Genomic DNA, 15,310 nt, shown 5'->3' on the forward strand with positions numbered 1-15,310 from the left:
CTCTGCTTGCGGGGTGTAACGGTCGAAGCCACAGCGTTTGCCGCCTGTTACCTAGATCGTTGTGATTTTAGGCGGAAGCAGTATTAGGCGTGACAACGTTCTCCCCCCTTCCGTCTGGCTCGGCTTGACGCCGATCCAGCCACCTTCCCCGTAAACGGGGAAGGAAGGGTGTTAAGCCATCTAATTCCTTCCCCGTTTACGGGGAAGGTGGCGCGAGCGGAGCGAGTGACGGAAGGGGGGGAGCCCAACGCGTCACAAATGCCGCCGCTTCAAGCAAAAGTCATAGTGCCCTAAAACGAAGCAGGTTGTCGGTCGCGAGCAGCGCAAGTGCCCCGCCCACCGCCTTCGGCAGTCCCTCCCCATAAATGGGGAGGGCGAAGTGGCTACGAAGCCGGTTCTTATTTCAACCGCACCTCATACGCCGCCTGGGTTAGTTGCGCGACCTCGTCCAGCGTCACATCCGGCGCCAGCTCGATCAGCACCAGGCCCGATCCATCCGGCTTGACCTCGAATACGCCCAGCGTCGAGATGATCAGGTTGACGACGCGGGTACCGGTCAGCGGCAGGGTGCACGCCTTCAGAACCTTGGATTCGCCGTGCTTGTTGGCGTGTTCCATGACGACGACGACGCGCTTGACGCCCGCCACCAGGTCCATGGCGCCGCCCATGCCCTTGACCAGCTTGCCCGGGATCATCCAGTTGGCGATGTCGCCGTTTTCCGCCACTTCCATGGCGCCCAGGATGGTCAGGTCGATATGGCCGCCGCGGATCATGGCGAAGCTGTCCGACGACGAGAAGAAGGCCGTCTCGGGAAGCGCGGTGACGGTCTGCTTGCCGGCATTGATCAGGTCGGGGTCGACCTCGTTGTCGTACGGGAAGGGGCCCATGCCCAGCATACCGTTTTCCGACTGGAAGGTGACCGTCATGCCGTCGGGGATGTGGTTGGCGACGAGCGTCGGGATGCCGATGCCGAGATTGACGTAGAAGCCGTCTTTCAGTTCCTTGGCGGCGCGCTCTGCCAGTTGTTCGCGTGTCCAGGCCATGGCTCAGTTCTCCGTCGTTTCGCGGGTGCGCACCGTGCGTTGCTCGATGCGCTTTTCGAACGTGCCCAGGACCAGGCGGTCGATATAGATGCCGGGCGTGTGGATGTTGTCGGGATCGAGGCTGCCCACGGGCACGATCTCCTCGACCTCGGCGACGCAGACCTTGCCGGCCGTGGCCATCATCGGGTTGAAGTTGCGCGCCGTCTTGCGGAAGATCAGGTTGCCGCGTTCGTCGCCCTTCCACGCCTTGACGATCGACAGGTCGGCGACCAGGCCGGTTTCCAGCACGTAGTCGCGGTCTCCGAAACGCTTGATTTCCTTGCCTTCGGCCACGACCGTGCCGACGCCCGTGGCGGTATAGAAGCCCGGAATACCCGCGCCGCCGGCGCGGATGCGCTCGGCCAGGGTGCCCTGCGGATTGAATTCCAGTTCCAGCTCTCCGGCCAGGAATTGCCGCTCGAATTCCTTGTTCTCGCCGACGTAGGAACTGATCATCTTCTTGATCTGGCGGGTGGTCAGGAGCTGGCCCAGGCCAAATCCGTCGACGCCGGCATTGTTCGAGATGACCGTCAGGCCCTTGACACCCGAGTCCCGCAGGGCGGCGATCAGGTTTTCGGGGATGCCGCACAGGCCGAAGCCGCCGGACATGACGACCATATTGTCGAAGAGCAGGCCGTCGAGGGCCGTTTTGATATCGGGCCAGACCTTGGAACCGGGCTTGGAATCGCCTGCGGGCATGGTGTCCTCCAGTAGGTAATTTGTTGGCACCTAAGCCCAATTGGTTACGCCTGTCACGCGATAATTGTGCGTTGCAAACGAGATGTGAAGAAGAAGGGAAGGGCCCCCTCCACCGCTTCGCGGTCCCCCTCCCCATCTGCGATGGGGCGGAGCGTTCGAGCCGATTTCTCCTCCCTACGCGAAGCGTGGGGAGGGGGACCGCGAAGCGGTGGAGGGGTATCTTTCTTTACGCCAGCAGCGGCTTCAACGGTGCGTCCGCATCCGCCAACACAGCCACGTCGAGACCCTTCTTACCCCTGGCGATCAAGAGCTTGCCGGCCATGAAATCAGCCGGGCGGCTGACGCACTCGGCAGCACGGATCCGGCCTTCTCCGTCAACGTGGAAGACGCTGAAAGCGCCGCTGTCGGGATCGCCGCGCACGATCGGCGTCGTGCCGGCGCATAACAGCCCCGCGATCTGGAGCTTGTGATCGTACTGATCCGACCAGAACCACGGTGTTTCAATCACCGGGGGCTTGAAACCGGTGATGGCGGCGGCGGCCTGCTTGGCCTGTTCCAGCGCATTCGGCACGCTCTCAAGCCGGAAGCGGCCGTCGTAAAAGGGCAGGGTGCGCGAGGTTACGTCACCGATGGCGAAGACGGCGGGATCGCTGGTGCGGGCGTGTTCATCGACCACGATGCCGTTGCCCGTTTCAAGGCCTGCCGCGGCCGCCAGGTCGTCGGCCGGGAGCGCGCCGATGCCGACCAGCAGCAGATCGAAATCGTGAATACTGCTGTCGCTTAAGTGCACACGCTTTACGTCGCCGTCGCCCAGGGACAGCTCGGTGACACCGGCATTGACGGCGATCCTGACGCCATGCGCCGTATGCGTCGCCGTGAAAAAATCCGACAGGGCGTGGGACGCCACGCGCGCGAGAATCCGGCTTTCGCGCTCGAACACCGTGACCTCGCAACCGAGGTGGCGCGCCGAGGCCGCGACTTCCAACCCGACATAGCCTGCGCCGATCAGGCCAATACGATGGCCGGGGGCAATGGCGCCCTTCAGCCGTTCGGCGTCATCGATTGAGCGCAGCACATGGTGCGGCAAGCGGTCGGCGCCCTTGACCGGGAATGGCCGCGCCTTCGATCCTGTGGCGATGATCAGGTGCTCATAGGCGACCGTGCCGCCGTCCGACAGCGTCACCGTCCTGCCGTCGCGATTTATGGCGCCAACCCGCGTATTCAGATGCGTTGTGACGTTCTGATCGTCGTAGAAGGTGTCGCCACGCAGGTACAGGTCATCAAGCGACGCTTCGCCCTTCAGCCACGCCTTGGACAGAGGCGGACGCTGATAGGGCAGGTAGGGCTCTTCGCCGATCAGGGTGATGTCGCCCTTAAAGCCGTACTGGCGCAGGAACCCCGCCGCCGAGCCGCCGGCGTGACCGGCGCCGATGATGACGACGCCTGTCATCAAACGCCGTCCGGAACCGGCAGGCTATTCTGCAGGCAGAAGGCCTTGAGCGTATTGTTGAGCAGGCAGGCGATGGTCATCGGGCCGACGCCTTTCGGCACCGGCGTGATGGCGCGGGCGTGATCTTTCGCCGCGTCGAAATCGACGTCGCCGACGACCTTCGACTTGGGGCCTTCCGGCGTATCGATCTGGATGCGGTTGATGCCGACGTCGATGACGTAGGCGCCGTCCTTGACCCAATCGCCTTGCACGAAGCGCGGGCGGCCGACGGCGGCCACAAGAATGTCGGCTTCGCGGCACACCTCGGCCAGGTTCCTGGTTTTCGAATGGGCGATGGTGACGGTGCAGTCCTGGTTGAGCAGCAGTTGCGCCATCGGCTTGCCGACGATGTTCGACCGCCCGACGATGACGGCGTGCTTGCCGGCCAGGGTGTCGTTGTTTTTCGCCACGGCGTCCTTCAGCAGCATCAGCGAGCCCAGCGGCGTGCATGGCACGATGCCTTCCAGGCCCACGGCCAGGCGCCCGGCATTGACGACGTGGAAGCCGTCGACGTCCTTGTCGGCGCTGATGGCGTCGATGACCTTGAGCGACGACATGTGCTTGGGCAGCGGCAATTGCACCAGGATGCCGTTGACGGCCGTGTCGCGGTTCAGTTCGTCGACCAGGTGCAGCAATTCAGCTTCGGAGGTCGTGTCCGGCAGGCGGATGGTGCGCGATTCCATGCCGATGGCGCGGGTCTGTTCGCCCTTGCTCTTGACGTAGATCTGGCTGGCCGGGTCCTCGCCGACGATGACGACCACCAGGCAGGGCACCAGGCCGTGGGCGGCGGTCAGGTCCGAGACGTGCTGCGCCAGGCGCTGGCGTAACTGTTCGGCATAGGCTGCGCCGTCGATGATTTGGCCGTTGGACATGTGCACTCTCCGCTAGATACGCGGCAATGCTTCGACCAGGGCCTCAATAAGCGTGGAGAGACGATGAGAGAGCGGCGCCGCCAGGGCTGCGTCATACAGGTGCGGGGCCGTCATATTCAAGTAGCAATCCTGCACCACCTCGATCTGGATGGCGTGGATGCCCTTTTCCGGCTGGCCGTAGTGGCGGGTCGTATAGCCGCCCTTGAAGCGCCCGTCGATGACGGTGGTGTTTTCGGATTGCGCCGCCGACCACTCAGCAATGATGTCTTTAAGCACGGGCGACGCCGAACGGCCGTCATTAAGCCCGAAATTCAGGTCGGGCAGGCGGCCTTCGAACAGGTCGGGGATGGCGGGACGGATCGAATGGGCGTCGATCAAAAGGGCGTAGCCGTGGCGCGCCCTGGCGGCATCCAGCAGGGCGCGCAACCGGTCGTGATAGGGCTTCCAGTAGACGAGGCGGCGCAGTTCGGTCTCGGCTGCGTCCGGACCTTCACCGTCATAGATGGCGTGACGGTCGAAATCGCTCAGCGGGCACATCGGCGTCTCGAAGCGTCCGGGATAGAGGTGGCTGCCCGCCGGATCGCGGTTGAGATCGACGACGTAGCGCGAATGGGTGGCAAAAAGCGTCGAGGCGCCGAGGCCGCGCGCAAAATCGTACAGCCGGTGGACGTGGAAGTCGGTCTCGCCCACCGCTCGGCCGGTGGCGTTGAGCTTCGCGGAAATATCGAACGGCAGGTGCGTGCCGACATGGGGCGCCGCGACCACCAGCGGGCCGGTCCCTTCGACGGCGTCGTAGAGCGGAATTTCGTCCGTAAGCTGAAGGTTGGGCTGCATCGCAATATTGAGCCCCGGCGCGTGACCGAAGTCAAGCAAGGCAAGGCAATTTGATAAGGGAGGTCATCGGCGCTTGCCATGACGGGCATGGTGGTTATGGTCCGGGTATTCCCTTCGAATCATAAGACCGCCATGGATTTCAAGCTTCTCATCGTCGTCCTGATGTTTCTGCTGGCTGCCTGCGCCGTGGTGCCGCTGGCGCAGCGCTTCAAGCTGGGCTCGGTGCTGGGTTACCTGCTGGCCGGGATCGCCATCGCGCCGGTCGCCAAGATGCTGTTGGGCCGTACCGAAGGCGTCATGGCGTTCGCCGAATACGGCGTCGTCATGATGATGTTCCTGATCGGCATGGAGCTGGAACCGGCCATCCTGTGGCGGCTCAGGCGCTCTATCGTCGGGCTTGGCGGCTTGCAGGTGACGGTGACCTCGCTTGTGCTGATGGGATTGGGAATCGTTCTCGGTCATGGCTGGCAGGCGTCTCTGGCCGTCGGCATGGCGCTGGCCATGTCGTCGACCGCGCTCGTCCTTCAGATGCTGGGCGAACGCAACCTGACGCATACCCTGGTCGGTGAAACCGCCTTTTCGGTCCTGCTGTTCCAGGACATGGCGGTCATCCCCGTGCTGATCATCATCCCCTTGCTGGCGACCAGCGGGGTCGAGGTGAACCTGGCCGAACACAGCCTGATTGCGTCGTGGCCGACCTGGACCCAGCCGCTGGCGGTCGTGGCCGTCATTGCCGGCGTCATTGCGGCGGGACGGCTTTTGTCGCGCCACGTCTTCATCATCATCGCGCGCACCAATCTGCGTGAGGTCTTTACAGCGACTTCGCTGGCCGTCGTCATCGGTGTCACCGTGCTGATGGAGCTGGTCGGCATGTCGCCGGCGCTGGGCGCCTTTATCGCGGGCGTCGTTCTGGCCAATTCGGAATACCGCCGCACGATCGAGACCGATATAGAGCCGTTCAAGGGGCTGCTGCTGGGACTGTTCTTCATGTCGGTCGGCATGGGCATGGATTTCGGCGTGCTGCTGGCGCATCCGCTGGGCATGCTCGCCGCCGTGGTTGGGCTGATCGCGGTGAAGGGCCTGATCCTGTATCTGCTGGCCAATCGTTTCGGCGTCACGGGCGCGCAAGGCCTGGGCCTGGCGGTCGGCCTGGCGCAGGGTGGCGAATTCGCCTTCGTGCTGCTGCAACTGATCGGCGGGCTGCACATTATCGACGCCGACACGCAGAAATTCCTCGTCTTCCTGGTGGCGCTGTCGATCGCGGCGACGCCGCCTTTGACGACGCTCTATGGCCGCTTCATCGTGCCGCGCTTCATGAGCACCCTGCCGGAACGCGAATACGACACGATCAACGAACAGAACCCGGTGATCATTGCGGGTTTCGGCCGCGTCGGCCAGATCGTCGGCCGGTTTTTAAGCGGGCAGGGCGTGGCGATCACCATCCTGGAAAAGAACCCGGACCAGGTCGAGCTGGTGCGCAAGTTCGGTCAGAAGAGCTATTTCGGCGACGCCACGCGGCTGGACCTGCTGCGCAGCGCGGGCGCGGAAACGGCGCGTATGCTGGTGGTGGCGGTGGATGACGCCGAGGCGGCAGTCGACATCGTGCGGCTGTCGAAACAGCATTTCCCGAAGCTCAAGATCTTCGCTCGGGCGCGTAACCGCCGCCATGCCTACGATCTGCACAAGGCGGGCGTCGACTATTATCACCGCGAAACGCTCGACAGCTCCCTGGCCATTGCGCGCGAAGCGATGGTGGCGCTCGGCCGCGACCGCAAGGACGTGGAAGACAAGGCGCAGCGCTTCCTGGCGCACGATATCCGGACGCTCAAGGCCTCGTTCGCCTTCTTCGAGAACGAGCCCGAGATGCTCAACTTCTCAAAGTTGAGTCGCGAAGAACTGGAAGGCATCCTGCGCGAAGACCGCCAGGACGGCGAAGCGGCGGAATAGGCGGCGGCTCAAAATTTATGTATACAGCGTACACATATGTGTGTACGCTGTATACATGACACGTGACCGTATTATCGATGCCGCCCGGCTGATCCTTGAAACCGAAGGCCTTGACGGCCTGACCATCCGAAAGGTGGCGACGCGCTGCGGGCTGTCGCCCATGGCCATCTATCGCCACTTCGCCGACAAGGATGCCTTGATCAACGCCCTGACCGCCGACGGCTTCGTCGCGTGGGAAGCGCGCGTCCGCGCCATTACCGAGGCCGATCCCATGGCCTGGCTGCGCGCGCTGACCGACGCCTTCCTTGACTTCGCCCTGGCCGAGCCGCATCGCTTTGACGCGGCCTTTTTCCTGCCGGCGTCGCAGGCGCGGCAATATCCCGACGATTTTGTCGCGGGCCGGTCGCCCGCCGTGGCTTTGATCATGGTCCGCATCGATGAGGCGCGCGCGCTCGGCCGTCTCGACGCCACCTCATCGCTCGATATCACCCTGTCGCTGACCGCGACGGCGCAGGGCCTGGTGTCGATGCACCGCGCCCGCCGCTTTTCCAGCGACGCCCAATTCGCAGACCTGTTCCGCGCGACCATGGCCCGGGGCCTGGCCGCCTTCACCTTGAAAGCTTGAGGACCGCCATGATCACCGTCATCGCCGCGCTGCTGAGCGCCATCCTGTTCTACCTGTCGCACGGCCTGGACGATGTCTGGCTGACCGCCTGGATCGCGCCGGCGCCCATCCTGTGGCTGGCCTATGGCAGGACACCGCTGTGGCAGGTCATCGCTGCCGCCGTCTTCGCCTTCCTGTGCGGCCAGATCTACGCCGTGCAATGCTATGGCGACCTGCCGCCCATGCTGATCCTGTCGGTCCTGGCGCCGATAACGGTCATGTTCGCGGCGGCGATCGCCTTCGCGCGCTGGGTCAGCCGCGCGACCGGCCCCTGGGCGACGTGGCTGGCCTTTCCGGTGGCGTGGACGGCCATGGAGTTCCTGTACGAGTCCTCGGCGCCGAACGGCACGTTCGGCGCCATGGCCTACAGCCAGATGTCGGCGCCGCTGCTGATCCAGAGCGCGTCGCTGTTCGGCCTGTCGGCCATAACCTTCCTGCTGTGCCTGTTCGCCAATACCATGGCTATGGCGGGCCGGCGTGAACTGCGCAATCCCGCTGTCCTGGCCGCCGGCGTGGCGATCGCCGTGGCCAATGCCGGTTTCGGCTGGGCGCGGCTGGCGGCCCCGGCGGGCGAAAGCGTCACCGTCGCCGCGCTCGATGACGAAGACAAGGCGCACCTGGCCTTCACGCCCGGCGCGGTCCCGGCCTCTGTCGCGGTGGCGGAAACCTATGCCGAGGCCGCCCGCGCGGCGGCGGGGAAGGGCGCGCGTCTCATCGTCACGTCCGAAGCCAGTATCGGCACGGCACGCGCCGACCGGGCCGTCGTCCTCAAGCCGCTGCTGGCCGTGGCGCACGATACCGGGGCTGATATCGTCGTCGGTATCTACGACCCGGTTCAGCCCGGCGACCTGGCCCTGCTGCTGCGCCCCGACGGCAGCGTCACACAGTACGACAAGCGCCATCTGGTGCCCTTCCTGGAAGACGCCTTTACGCCTGGGCGCGGGTCGGGCTGGACCGGCAACGGGCGCGCCATGGAGATCTGCAAGGACATGGACTTCCCGGCGACTATTCGCGCCGACGCGGCGCGCGGTGTGCGCCTGGCCGCCGTACCCGCCGGAGATTTCGGCGCCGATGCCTGGCTGCACGCCCGCATGGCGGTGCTGCGCGGGGTGGAAAACGGCTTTGCCATGGTGCGTGCGGCGCATCGCGGCCTGCTGACGGTCAACGACGCCCAAGGGCGCTTGATCGCGCGGCGCACCGTATCGCCCTCGGGCATGAGCATGGTGGTTGCCACCGTGCCGCTGGGGTCCGGACCGACCCTCTATACACGGATCGGCGACGTCTTCGCTTACCTGACGGTGGTCGTGGCCCTGGCCATCGGAGGCCTGGCGGCGCTTCGCCGCAAACCCAAGACTGTACAAGAGTCTTGATTGGGAGAGGCTGGTGGTGGACGCGACAGGGATTGAACCTGTGACCCTTCGCGTGTGAAGCGAATGCTCTCCCGCTGAGCTACGCGTCCGTTACCAGAAGTGCGAGGAGCGCGCGTCTTAGCTTGCCGTGTTCGATGTGGCAAGGGGCAAAACGCAGCAAGTTGGGGATGGGTTAGAAACGAAAAGTCAATCACCTGCTCGCTCTTAGTCGAGATGGCTCAATATCCGATGCAGAACCTCGATCACGGGCTTTTGCAGCCGATTGAGTTCGGAAGATGCGCCCGCCTTGATCTCGGCACGGCGGAGCAATTCAATGATCGTAGAGTGCACTTTCGATAGCCGTACCCGGCAATTTTTCAAGTCGTGGTGAAGCTCCGAAATATGTAAGTCCAGTTGCTTTACCCGCTTAGCATAATCTTCGAGATCGTAAGGCTGCCACTTCACGCGCGATTGCGCGGAGGGGAGATCAAGGGTTTGACCGGCGAATACATCATGAATTCGGGCCGTCTCGGAAAGTCGCGAAAATTCTACCTCCTGATCCAGAAAGGGCTCGACGTCTCCACGGCCAAATGAGGGGCTATCAAAGGTAACCTCGTACACAGGTGCGTTATTGCTATCACCATCAAATACGAACCCATGGAACTGCAAAACGGCACGGTCTTCTTCGAAGCGTGCTCGTACAAGAACGCCATAGTATTCGTCTGGTGGGGAGGCTGTCATAGGGCATTGATCTCATCATGCAGCAAGCATTTCAAGCCGGGTGCGTTACCTCGCGACCTTATCGACCGCCGCGATAAAGTCGTCGTAGTGGTCGATCAGGACGTCGCAGTCGAGTTCCTGGATCGGGCGTTCCGAATAGCCGAAGCTGACCAGGATGCAGGGCACGCCGGCGTTTTTCGCCGTCATGAAGTCGGTTTCCGAATCGCCGACCATGATCGTCTTGCTCAAATCCCCGCCCATGTCGTCGACGCAGGCGATAAGATGCCCCGAATCCGGCTTCTTGTTGGGCACCGAGTCAGCGCCACGGATCGTGCCGAAGCGGTCGAACAGCTTCAGTTTCTTCAACAGCTCGACCGACAGATAGGTGTGTTTGTTGGTGCAAACCGCGAAGCGCGCACCGCGCCGTTCCAGCGCGTCGAGCGCCGGGATCAGCCCGTCGAAGATCGTCGAGAACGCGTCGATATGTGCCTCGTAGTGCTTCAAAAGCCGGTCGAGCAGCGGCTGTTCCTGTTCGGGCGCCAGCGGATGACCCGCCAGGTCAAAGCCGCGACGCAGCAACTCCATGGCCCCGCGCCCGATCAGTGGCCGGGCTTCGTCGAGGTGATACGGCTTGATGCCTTCTTCGCGCAGCACCTGGTTCAGGGCGCCAATAATGTCCGGCGCGGTGTCGACCAGGGTTCCGTCGAGGTCGAAGGCGAGGATGTAGCCGCTCAGGTCCATGAATTTCTCTCCGCAACGCGATTGTCGTTTCACCGGCGGTCCGTTTGGGCTAAATCCACCAGAATCTCAATCGAAGAGTGCGGATATGAGTGAAAATACGGCGCGCGCCGCGGTGATCCTGGCGGCAGGGCAAGGCACCCGGATGAAGTCCCCCTTGCCGAAGGTATTGCACAAGGTCGGCGGACGCTCGATGCTCGACCGCGCCATCGACGCGGCCTTCGAGCTCGGCTGCGACCGCGTCGTGGTCGTGGTCGGCAATCACAGCCCGGAAGTGCGCCGCGCGGCCGCCGAACGCGTGGGCGAAGACAATATCGCCATCCAGGACCCGCCGATGGGCACCGGCCACGCCGTCAACGCCGCGCGCGAGGTGCTGAAGGATTTCGACGGCAGCGTCATCGTTTCCTATGCCGACTGCCCGCTCTTGTCGGCGCGCGTGTTGGGCCCTGTCTTCGACCTGGCCGCCGAAGCGGATGTCGCCGTGCTGGGCTTCGAAGCCGCCGATCCCGCCGCCTATGGCCGCCTGATCCTCGACGGCGACAAGCTCGACGCCATCGTCGAGGCGCGCGAGGCGACGCCGGAACAACTCCTCGTCACCGCTTGCAATTCGGGCGTGCTGGCCTGCGACCGGGAACGCCTGTTCTCGCTGCTCAGCGACGTCAAGAACGAGAATTCCAAGGGCGAATACTATCTGACCGACATCGTCGGCCTGGCCAGGGGCAGGGGGCTTCAGCCCCGCGTCGTCATGGCGCGCGAGGACGATACGCTCGGCGCCAACAGCCAGGCCGAGCTGGCCGTGGCCGAGCGCGTCTGGCAGGACGGCGTGCGCAAGGGTTTCATGGACAACGGCGTCCACATGCCGGCGCCGGAAACCGTCTTCTTCTGCTACGATACCGAGGTCGAGCCGGGTGTTGTGATCGAGCCCAATGTCGTCTTCGGTGAGGGCGTCAGCATCTCGTCGGGCGCCGTCATCCGCGCCTTTTCGCACCTGGAAGGCGCGCGTGTCGGTCCGGGCGCGCTGATCGGCCCCTATGCCCGCCTGCGCCCCGGCGCCGACATCGGCAAGGACGTGCACATCGGCAACTTCGTCGAGGTCAAGAACGTCACGATCGGCGAGGGCGCCAAGGCCAACCACCTGTCCTACCTGGGCGACGGCAGTGTTGGCGCGGGCTCGAACATCGGCGCCGGCACCATCTTCTGTAACTATGACGGCTTCTTCAAATATCGCACGGTCATCGGCGAACGCGCCTTTATCGGCTCCAACTCGTCGCTGGTGGCGCCGGTGACGGTCGGCGACGGCGCCATGACGGGATCGGGTTCGGTCATCACGCAGGACGTGCCGGCCGACGCCCTGGCCTTCGAACGCAACACCCAGACCGAAAAGCCTGGCTGGGCGAAAGCCTTCCGCACGCGCAAGGCGGCCGAAAAGGCGGAGGCGAAGAAGAAGTGATGACGGCCGACGAACAGAAGCAGGCGGTTGGTGAAGCGGCCCTGCAATACGTCAAGGACGGGATGAAGGTGGGCCTCGGCACCGGCTCGACGGCGGCGTGGTTCGTGCACGCGATCGCGCGCGAAGTCAAGGCCGGCAAGCGGTTGACGCTGGTTTCAACATCCGTGCAAACGACGCAACTGGCGGAAAGCCTGGGCCTGACGATCCGCGACATCAACGATATCGGCCAGCTTGACCTGTGCGTCGACGGCGCCGACGAGATCGGCGAAGGCCTGGCCCTGATCAAGGGCGGCGGCGGGGCGCTGTTGCGTGAAAAGCTGATCTGGGAGCAGGCGAAGACGTGTGTCGTCATCGCCGATGCCGGTAAGCACGTAGCGACGCTGGGCAAGTTCCCATTGCCGATCGAGGTCGAGCCCTTCGCGTTCAAGGGCACGGTCAACCGCATCTGCGACGTTCTGCTCGAATACGATATCGAAAAGGTGCCCGTGCAGCGCAAGCGCGACGGCCAGCCCTTCATTACCGACGGCGGCAATCTTATCTTCGACGTCGCCTGCGGTGCGATCCACGACCCGGCGGGGCTGGCCCATGAGCTGAAGTCGCTGACCGGCGTCGTTGACCATGGCCTGTTCCTCGACCTGGCCGAAGTCGCGCTGCTGGGCACCGATACGGGTGTCCGCACCGTTTACCCTTAAGGGATTTGCATGTCCGAATTCGATTTCGATCTGTTTGTCATCGGCGCCGGTTCCGGCGGCGTGCGCGCTGCCCGTCTGGCGGCCAATCTGGGGCTCAAGGTCGGCGTCGCCGAGGAGGACCGCCCGGGCGGCACCTGCGTCCTGCGCGGCTGCGTGCCGAAAAAGTTCATGGTCTTCGCCTCGGAAGTCCCCGAACAGATCGATGCCGCCAGGGGCTTCGGCTGGGACGTCAGCCTGGGCAAGTTCGACTGGCACCACTTCAAGGCCAAGCAGGACGCGGAACTGACGCGCCTGTCGGGTATCTACGGCTCCAACCTGGCGCGTGCCGGCGCCGAGGTCATTGCCGCGCACGCCGCCTTCAAGGACGAACACACGCTGGTCCTGACCTCTCAGGGCAGCACGCGTGAGGTGACGGCCAAAACGATCCTGGTCGCCACCGGCGGCTGGCCCTTCCTGCCGCAGCACTGCCCGGGCGTGCTGGAACACGCGCTGACGTCCAACGACATGTTCAAGCTGGAAAAGCTCCCCAGCCGCATGGTCATCGTCGGCGGCGGTTATATCGCCGTCGAATTCGCCGGCGTCATGAAGGGCCTCGGTGTCGATGTCACGCTGATGTACCGCGGCGAAAAGATCCTGCGCGGTTTCGATACCGAGGTGCGCGACCACCTGAACGCGGAAATGAAGCTGCGTGGTATCCACATCATGACCGGTGTCGATCCGGTCAAGCTGCACAAGGAAGGCGACATCGTCACCCTGCACCTTAACGACGGCACGACGTTCGACACCGACGCGGTCCTCTATGCGTCGGGCCGCAAGCCCAAGACCGAAGGGTTGGGGCTGGACGCCATCGGCATCACGCCCGACATGCACGGCGCCATCCCGGTCGACCAATATTCGCGCACGTCGCACCCGCACATCTACGCCATCGGCGACGTCACCAACCGGCTGAACCTGACGCCGGTGGCGATCCGCGAGGCCGTGGCCTTCGTCGAGACCGCCTTCAAGAACAATCCGACCGCCTATGACTACGAAAACGTGCCGACGGCCGTATTCTCGCAGCCGCAGATCGGCACAGTGGGGCTGAGCGAAGACGAAGCGACCGCCAAGGGCATCAAGGTCGACATTTATTCGACAAAATTCCGCATGATGAAGGCGGCTTTCAACGGGTTTGAAAGCCGGATTTTCATGAAGCTGGTGGTCGACGCGGCAAGCGATGTCGTGCTGGGGGCGCACATTGTCGGCGGTGACGCCGGCGAAGTCATCCAGCTGGCGGGCATCGCCGTGAAGGCCAGGCTCACCAAGGCGCAGTGGGATGCGACCTGCGCCGTCCATCCGACCGCCGCCGAGGAAATCGTCACCATCAAGGACAAGCGCCCATGATCATCAAAGGGGGGGCGCCGGCCATCCTGACGCGTATCCGCGAGCACTATGGCGAAGGCGTCATGATGCTCTTCTTCGCGACACTGCTGGCCACCGTTTATTTCGGCGCGACGACCATCCTGCCGCCTGTCATGTTCCTGGGCGGGCTTTTGCTGCTGGGTTACCTCGATCCGCGCAAGGGCCGGCCGATCCGCCATTTCCTGCCGGCCGTGGCCTTGAGCGGGGGCATATTGCTGCTGGCCTTCTTCCGGTCTGACTTTGTCGAGATGATCGCGCTCGGCATGCCGGTCGGCAAGGCCTACGCCGCCTCAACGCGGTATTTCCAGGCGCCGATCTTCATGTGGTTCACGACGTGGGCCATGGTGTGCGCCGCCTGGGGGCTGAAGGAAGACAACAGCCGCCGGGTCATCATCCTGGTCAGCTGGGGGCTGATCGCGCTGACCTGCGTGATGCTGGCCGACGCGGTCAGCACCGACGGCATGCGCAACGCCATGAACCGCGCCTATTTCGGCGGCCACCGGCCGGAAATGGTCGTGGTCGACGCGTCCAACCTCAACGGTGTTTTGCTGATGCTGTTCTGGCCGCTCAGCTTCTGGCTGGTCTACAAACGCTGGTTCGCTGCTGTCGGCCTGCTGGCGGTGACGATCCTTTGGACCTCGGTGACGGTCGACACCAACGCCCATATGCTGTGCCTGATCGCTGGCGGCGTGGTCTTCGCCATTGCGCGTTACTGGCCGAACGGCTGGACGCGGCGCGGATTTTTGCCTGAGCACGAACTGGCCGGACTGGCCGTTCTGTGGATACTGGCCTTTCCCATCATCATTCTCATCCTGATGCGGGCGGGGGAAGCTGTACCGCTGGCCAGGGAACTGCCGCCGTCGTGGGGCGCGCGCATCGATATCTGGAGCACCGCCGTCGGCCATAGTCTGGAAAAGCCGTTCTGGGGCTGGGGCTATGAGGCGTCGCGCCGCTTTGCGCCGGCTATTCCGCTGCACACGCACGACATGTCGCTGCAGGCCTGGCTGGAGCTTGGCATTCCAGGCCTGCTGCTGCTGGCGGGCTTCTGGTTCTGCGTCTTCTGGTTCATAGCGCCCAGGGATTCGCGCTACCACGCGCGGCGGGCGGATAACGAAATGGTCGAGATCGGGCAGGCGGTGGAAGTCCTGCCTGAACTGCCTGTCGAACAGCTGGCGCGGCCCTACATGCTGGCCGGCGCGGCCTGCTATTTCCTGCTCAACGCGCTCAGCTACGGTATGTGGCGCGCCTGGCTGTACTGCCTGGGCGGGCTGATGGTTGTTGTCGCCGTGATGGCGGTCAAAGCTGTCAAGGCTGACAAGAAGTTGCAGATATTACAATAAAACGTGGTTTTTACGACGCTTTTACCATGAAACGCG

General features: G+C 63.8%; 14 protein-coding genes and 1 tRNA gene. 7 read left to right on the forward strand and 8 right to left on the reverse strand.

What is annotated here, in order from left to right; all coding sequences use genetic code 11:
- Nucleotides 1-398 precede the first annotated feature (398 nt).
- From AB8717_RS08685 to hutG, 5 genes are all read right to left on the reverse strand, one after another.
- Nucleotides 399-1,043 carry a 3-oxoacid CoA-transferase subunit B gene (locus tag AB8717_RS08685; protein ID WP_443750631.1) on the reverse strand — a complete coding sequence of 215 codons (645 nt, stop codon included), beginning with the start codon at nucleotides 1,041-1,043 and terminating at the stop codon, nucleotides 399-401.
- Nucleotides 1,044-1,046: 3 nt separating this feature from the next.
- Complete coding sequence (locus AB8717_RS08690) at nucleotides 1,047-1,781, reverse strand: CoA transferase subunit A (RefSeq protein ID WP_443750632.1); 735 nt, start codon at nucleotides 1,779-1,781, stop codon at nucleotides 1,047-1,049.
- A 226-nt stretch (nucleotides 1,782-2,007) separates the two neighbouring features.
- Nucleotides 2,008-3,234 carry an NAD(P)/FAD-dependent oxidoreductase gene (locus AB8717_RS08695; protein ID WP_443750633.1) on the reverse strand — a complete coding sequence of 409 codons (1,227 nt, stop codon included), beginning with the start codon at nucleotides 3,232-3,234 and terminating at the stop codon, nucleotides 2,008-2,010.
- Entirely contained in the window at nucleotides 3,231-4,142 is a 912-nt protein-coding gene (locus AB8717_RS08700; protein WP_443750634.1) for a bifunctional 5,10-methylenetetrahydrofolate dehydrogenase/5,10-methenyltetrahydrofolate cyclohydrolase, read from the reverse strand. The genes AB8717_RS08695 and AB8717_RS08700 overlap by 4 nt, the downstream gene beginning before the upstream one ends.
- Nucleotides 4,143-4,154: 12 nt before the next feature.
- Nucleotides 4,155-4,976, reverse strand: a complete 822-nt coding sequence (gene hutG / locus AB8717_RS08705; RefSeq protein ID WP_443750635.1) for an N-formylglutamate deformylase — start codon at nucleotides 4,974-4,976, stop codon at nucleotides 4,155-4,157.
- Between the two features lie 132 nt (nucleotides 4,977-5,108).
- Here hutG and AB8717_RS08710 point away from each other — a divergent pair, with 132 nt between their 5' ends.
- The 3 genes from AB8717_RS08710 to AB8717_RS08720 are packed head-to-tail and all read left to right on the forward strand — an operon-like array spanning nucleotide 5,109 to nucleotide 8,957.
- On the forward strand, nucleotides 5,109-6,923 hold the full coding sequence (locus tag AB8717_RS08710) for a monovalent cation:proton antiporter-2 (CPA2) family protein (protein WP_443750636.1): 1,815 nt from the start codon (nucleotides 5,109-5,111) through the stop codon (nucleotides 6,921-6,923).
- Between the two features lie 55 nt (nucleotides 6,924-6,978).
- Complete coding sequence (locus AB8717_RS08715; protein WP_443750637.1) at nucleotides 6,979-7,548, forward strand: TetR/AcrR family transcriptional regulator; 570 nt, start codon at nucleotides 6,979-6,981, stop codon at nucleotides 7,546-7,548.
- Between the two features lie 8 nt (nucleotides 7,549-7,556).
- Entirely contained in the window at nucleotides 7,557-8,957 is a 1,401-nt protein-coding gene (locus tag AB8717_RS08720) for a nitrilase-related carbon-nitrogen hydrolase (RefSeq protein WP_443750638.1), read from the forward strand.
- Nucleotides 8,958-8,971: 14 nt separating this feature from the next.
- Here AB8717_RS08720 and AB8717_RS08725 read toward each other — a convergent pair.
- The 3 genes from AB8717_RS08725 to AB8717_RS08735 all read right to left on the reverse strand — a co-directional run bounded on the left by AB8717_RS08725 (nucleotide 8,972) and on the right by AB8717_RS08735 (nucleotide 10,397).
- Nucleotides 8,972-9,046 (reverse strand) — tRNA-Val (locus AB8717_RS08725).
- Between the two features lie 115 nt (nucleotides 9,047-9,161).
- Nucleotides 9,162-9,677, reverse strand: a complete 516-nt coding sequence (locus tag AB8717_RS08730) for a hypothetical protein (protein WP_443750639.1) — start codon at nucleotides 9,675-9,677, stop codon at nucleotides 9,162-9,164.
- Between the two features lie 45 nt (nucleotides 9,678-9,722).
- Complete coding sequence (locus tag AB8717_RS08735) at nucleotides 9,723-10,397, reverse strand: HAD-IA family hydrolase (RefSeq protein ID WP_443750640.1); 675 nt, start codon at nucleotides 10,395-10,397, stop codon at nucleotides 9,723-9,725.
- Nucleotides 10,398-10,482: 85 nt separating this feature from the next.
- Between AB8717_RS08735 and glmU the strand changes: the two genes are divergently transcribed.
- The 4 genes from glmU to AB8717_RS08755 are packed head-to-tail and all read left to right on the forward strand — an operon-like array spanning nucleotide 10,483 to nucleotide 15,274.
- A complete protein-coding gene (glmU, locus tag AB8717_RS08740) occupies nucleotides 10,483-11,844 on the forward strand; it encodes a bifunctional UDP-N-acetylglucosamine diphosphorylase/glucosamine-1-phosphate N-acetyltransferase GlmU (RefSeq protein ID WP_443750641.1) in 1,362 nt (453 codons plus the stop codon).
- Nucleotides 11,844-12,536: a ribose-5-phosphate isomerase RpiA gene (gene rpiA / locus AB8717_RS08745; protein ID WP_443750642.1), complete on the forward strand. Its 693-nt coding sequence runs from the start codon at nucleotides 11,844-11,846 to the stop codon at nucleotides 12,534-12,536. Before glmU ends, rpiA begins: the two co-directional genes overlap by 1 nt.
- A gap of 9 nt (nucleotides 12,537-12,545) precedes the next feature.
- Nucleotides 12,546-13,916 carry a glutathione-disulfide reductase gene (gorA, locus tag AB8717_RS08750; protein WP_443750643.1) on the forward strand — a complete coding sequence of 457 codons (1,371 nt, stop codon included), beginning with the start codon at nucleotides 12,546-12,548 and terminating at the stop codon, nucleotides 13,914-13,916.
- Nucleotides 13,913-15,274, forward strand: a complete 1,362-nt coding sequence (locus AB8717_RS08755; RefSeq protein WP_443750644.1) for an O-antigen ligase family protein — start codon at nucleotides 13,913-13,915, stop codon at nucleotides 15,272-15,274. Before gorA ends, AB8717_RS08755 begins: the two co-directional genes overlap by 4 nt.
- Nucleotides 15,275-15,310 lie beyond the last annotated feature (36 nt).

The organism is Asticcacaulis solisilvae, from assembly GCF_052327315.1.
GTDB lineage: Bacteria > Pseudomonadota > Alphaproteobacteria > Caulobacterales > Caulobacteraceae > Asticcacaulis > Asticcacaulis solisilvae_B.

What these genes read in the sequence shown, in the direction of transcription:
- AB8717_RS08715 (WP_443750637.1), top strand. Translation starts at nt 6,979, where the DNA reads ATGACACGTGACCGTATTATCGATGCCGCCCGGCTGATCCTTGAAACC.
- AB8717_RS08735 (WP_443750640.1), bottom strand. Translation starts at nt 10,397, where the DNA reads ATGGACCTGAGCGGCTACATCCTCGCCTTCGACCTCGACGGAACCCTG.
- AB8717_RS08720 (WP_443750638.1), top strand. Translation starts at nt 7,557, where the DNA reads ATGATCACCGTCATCGCCGCGCTGCTGAGCGCCATCCTGTTCTACCTG.
- hutG (WP_443750635.1), bottom strand. Translation starts at nt 4,976, where the DNA reads ATGCAGCCCAACCTTCAGCTTACGGACGAAATTCCGCTCTACGACGCC.
- AB8717_RS08685 (WP_443750631.1), bottom strand. Translation starts at nt 1,043, where the DNA reads ATGGCCTGGACACGCGAACAACTGGCAGAGCGCGCCGCCAAGGAACTG.
- gorA (WP_443750643.1), top strand. Translation starts at nt 12,546, where the DNA reads ATGTCCGAATTCGATTTCGATCTGTTTGTCATCGGCGCCGGTTCCGGC.
- AB8717_RS08755 (WP_443750644.1), top strand. Translation starts at nt 13,913, where the DNA reads ATGATCATCAAAGGGGGGGCGCCGGCCATCCTGACGCGTATCCGCGAG.
- glmU (WP_443750641.1), top strand. Translation starts at nt 10,483, where the DNA reads ATGAGTGAAAATACGGCGCGCGCCGCGGTGATCCTGGCGGCAGGGCAA.
- AB8717_RS08690 (WP_443750632.1), bottom strand. Translation starts at nt 1,781, where the DNA reads ATGCCCGCAGGCGATTCCAAGCCCGGTTCCAAGGTCTGGCCCGATATC.
- rpiA (WP_443750642.1), top strand. Translation starts at nt 11,844, where the DNA reads ATGACGGCCGACGAACAGAAGCAGGCGGTTGGTGAAGCGGCCCTGCAA.
- AB8717_RS08710 (WP_443750636.1), top strand. Translation starts at nt 5,109, where the DNA reads ATGGATTTCAAGCTTCTCATCGTCGTCCTGATGTTTCTGCTGGCTGCC.
- AB8717_RS08700 (WP_443750634.1), bottom strand. Translation starts at nt 4,142, where the DNA reads ATGTCCAACGGCCAAATCATCGACGGCGCAGCCTATGCCGAACAGTTA.
- AB8717_RS08730 (WP_443750639.1), bottom strand. Translation starts at nt 9,677, where the DNA reads ATGACAGCCTCCCCACCAGACGAATACTATGGCGTTCTTGTACGAGCA.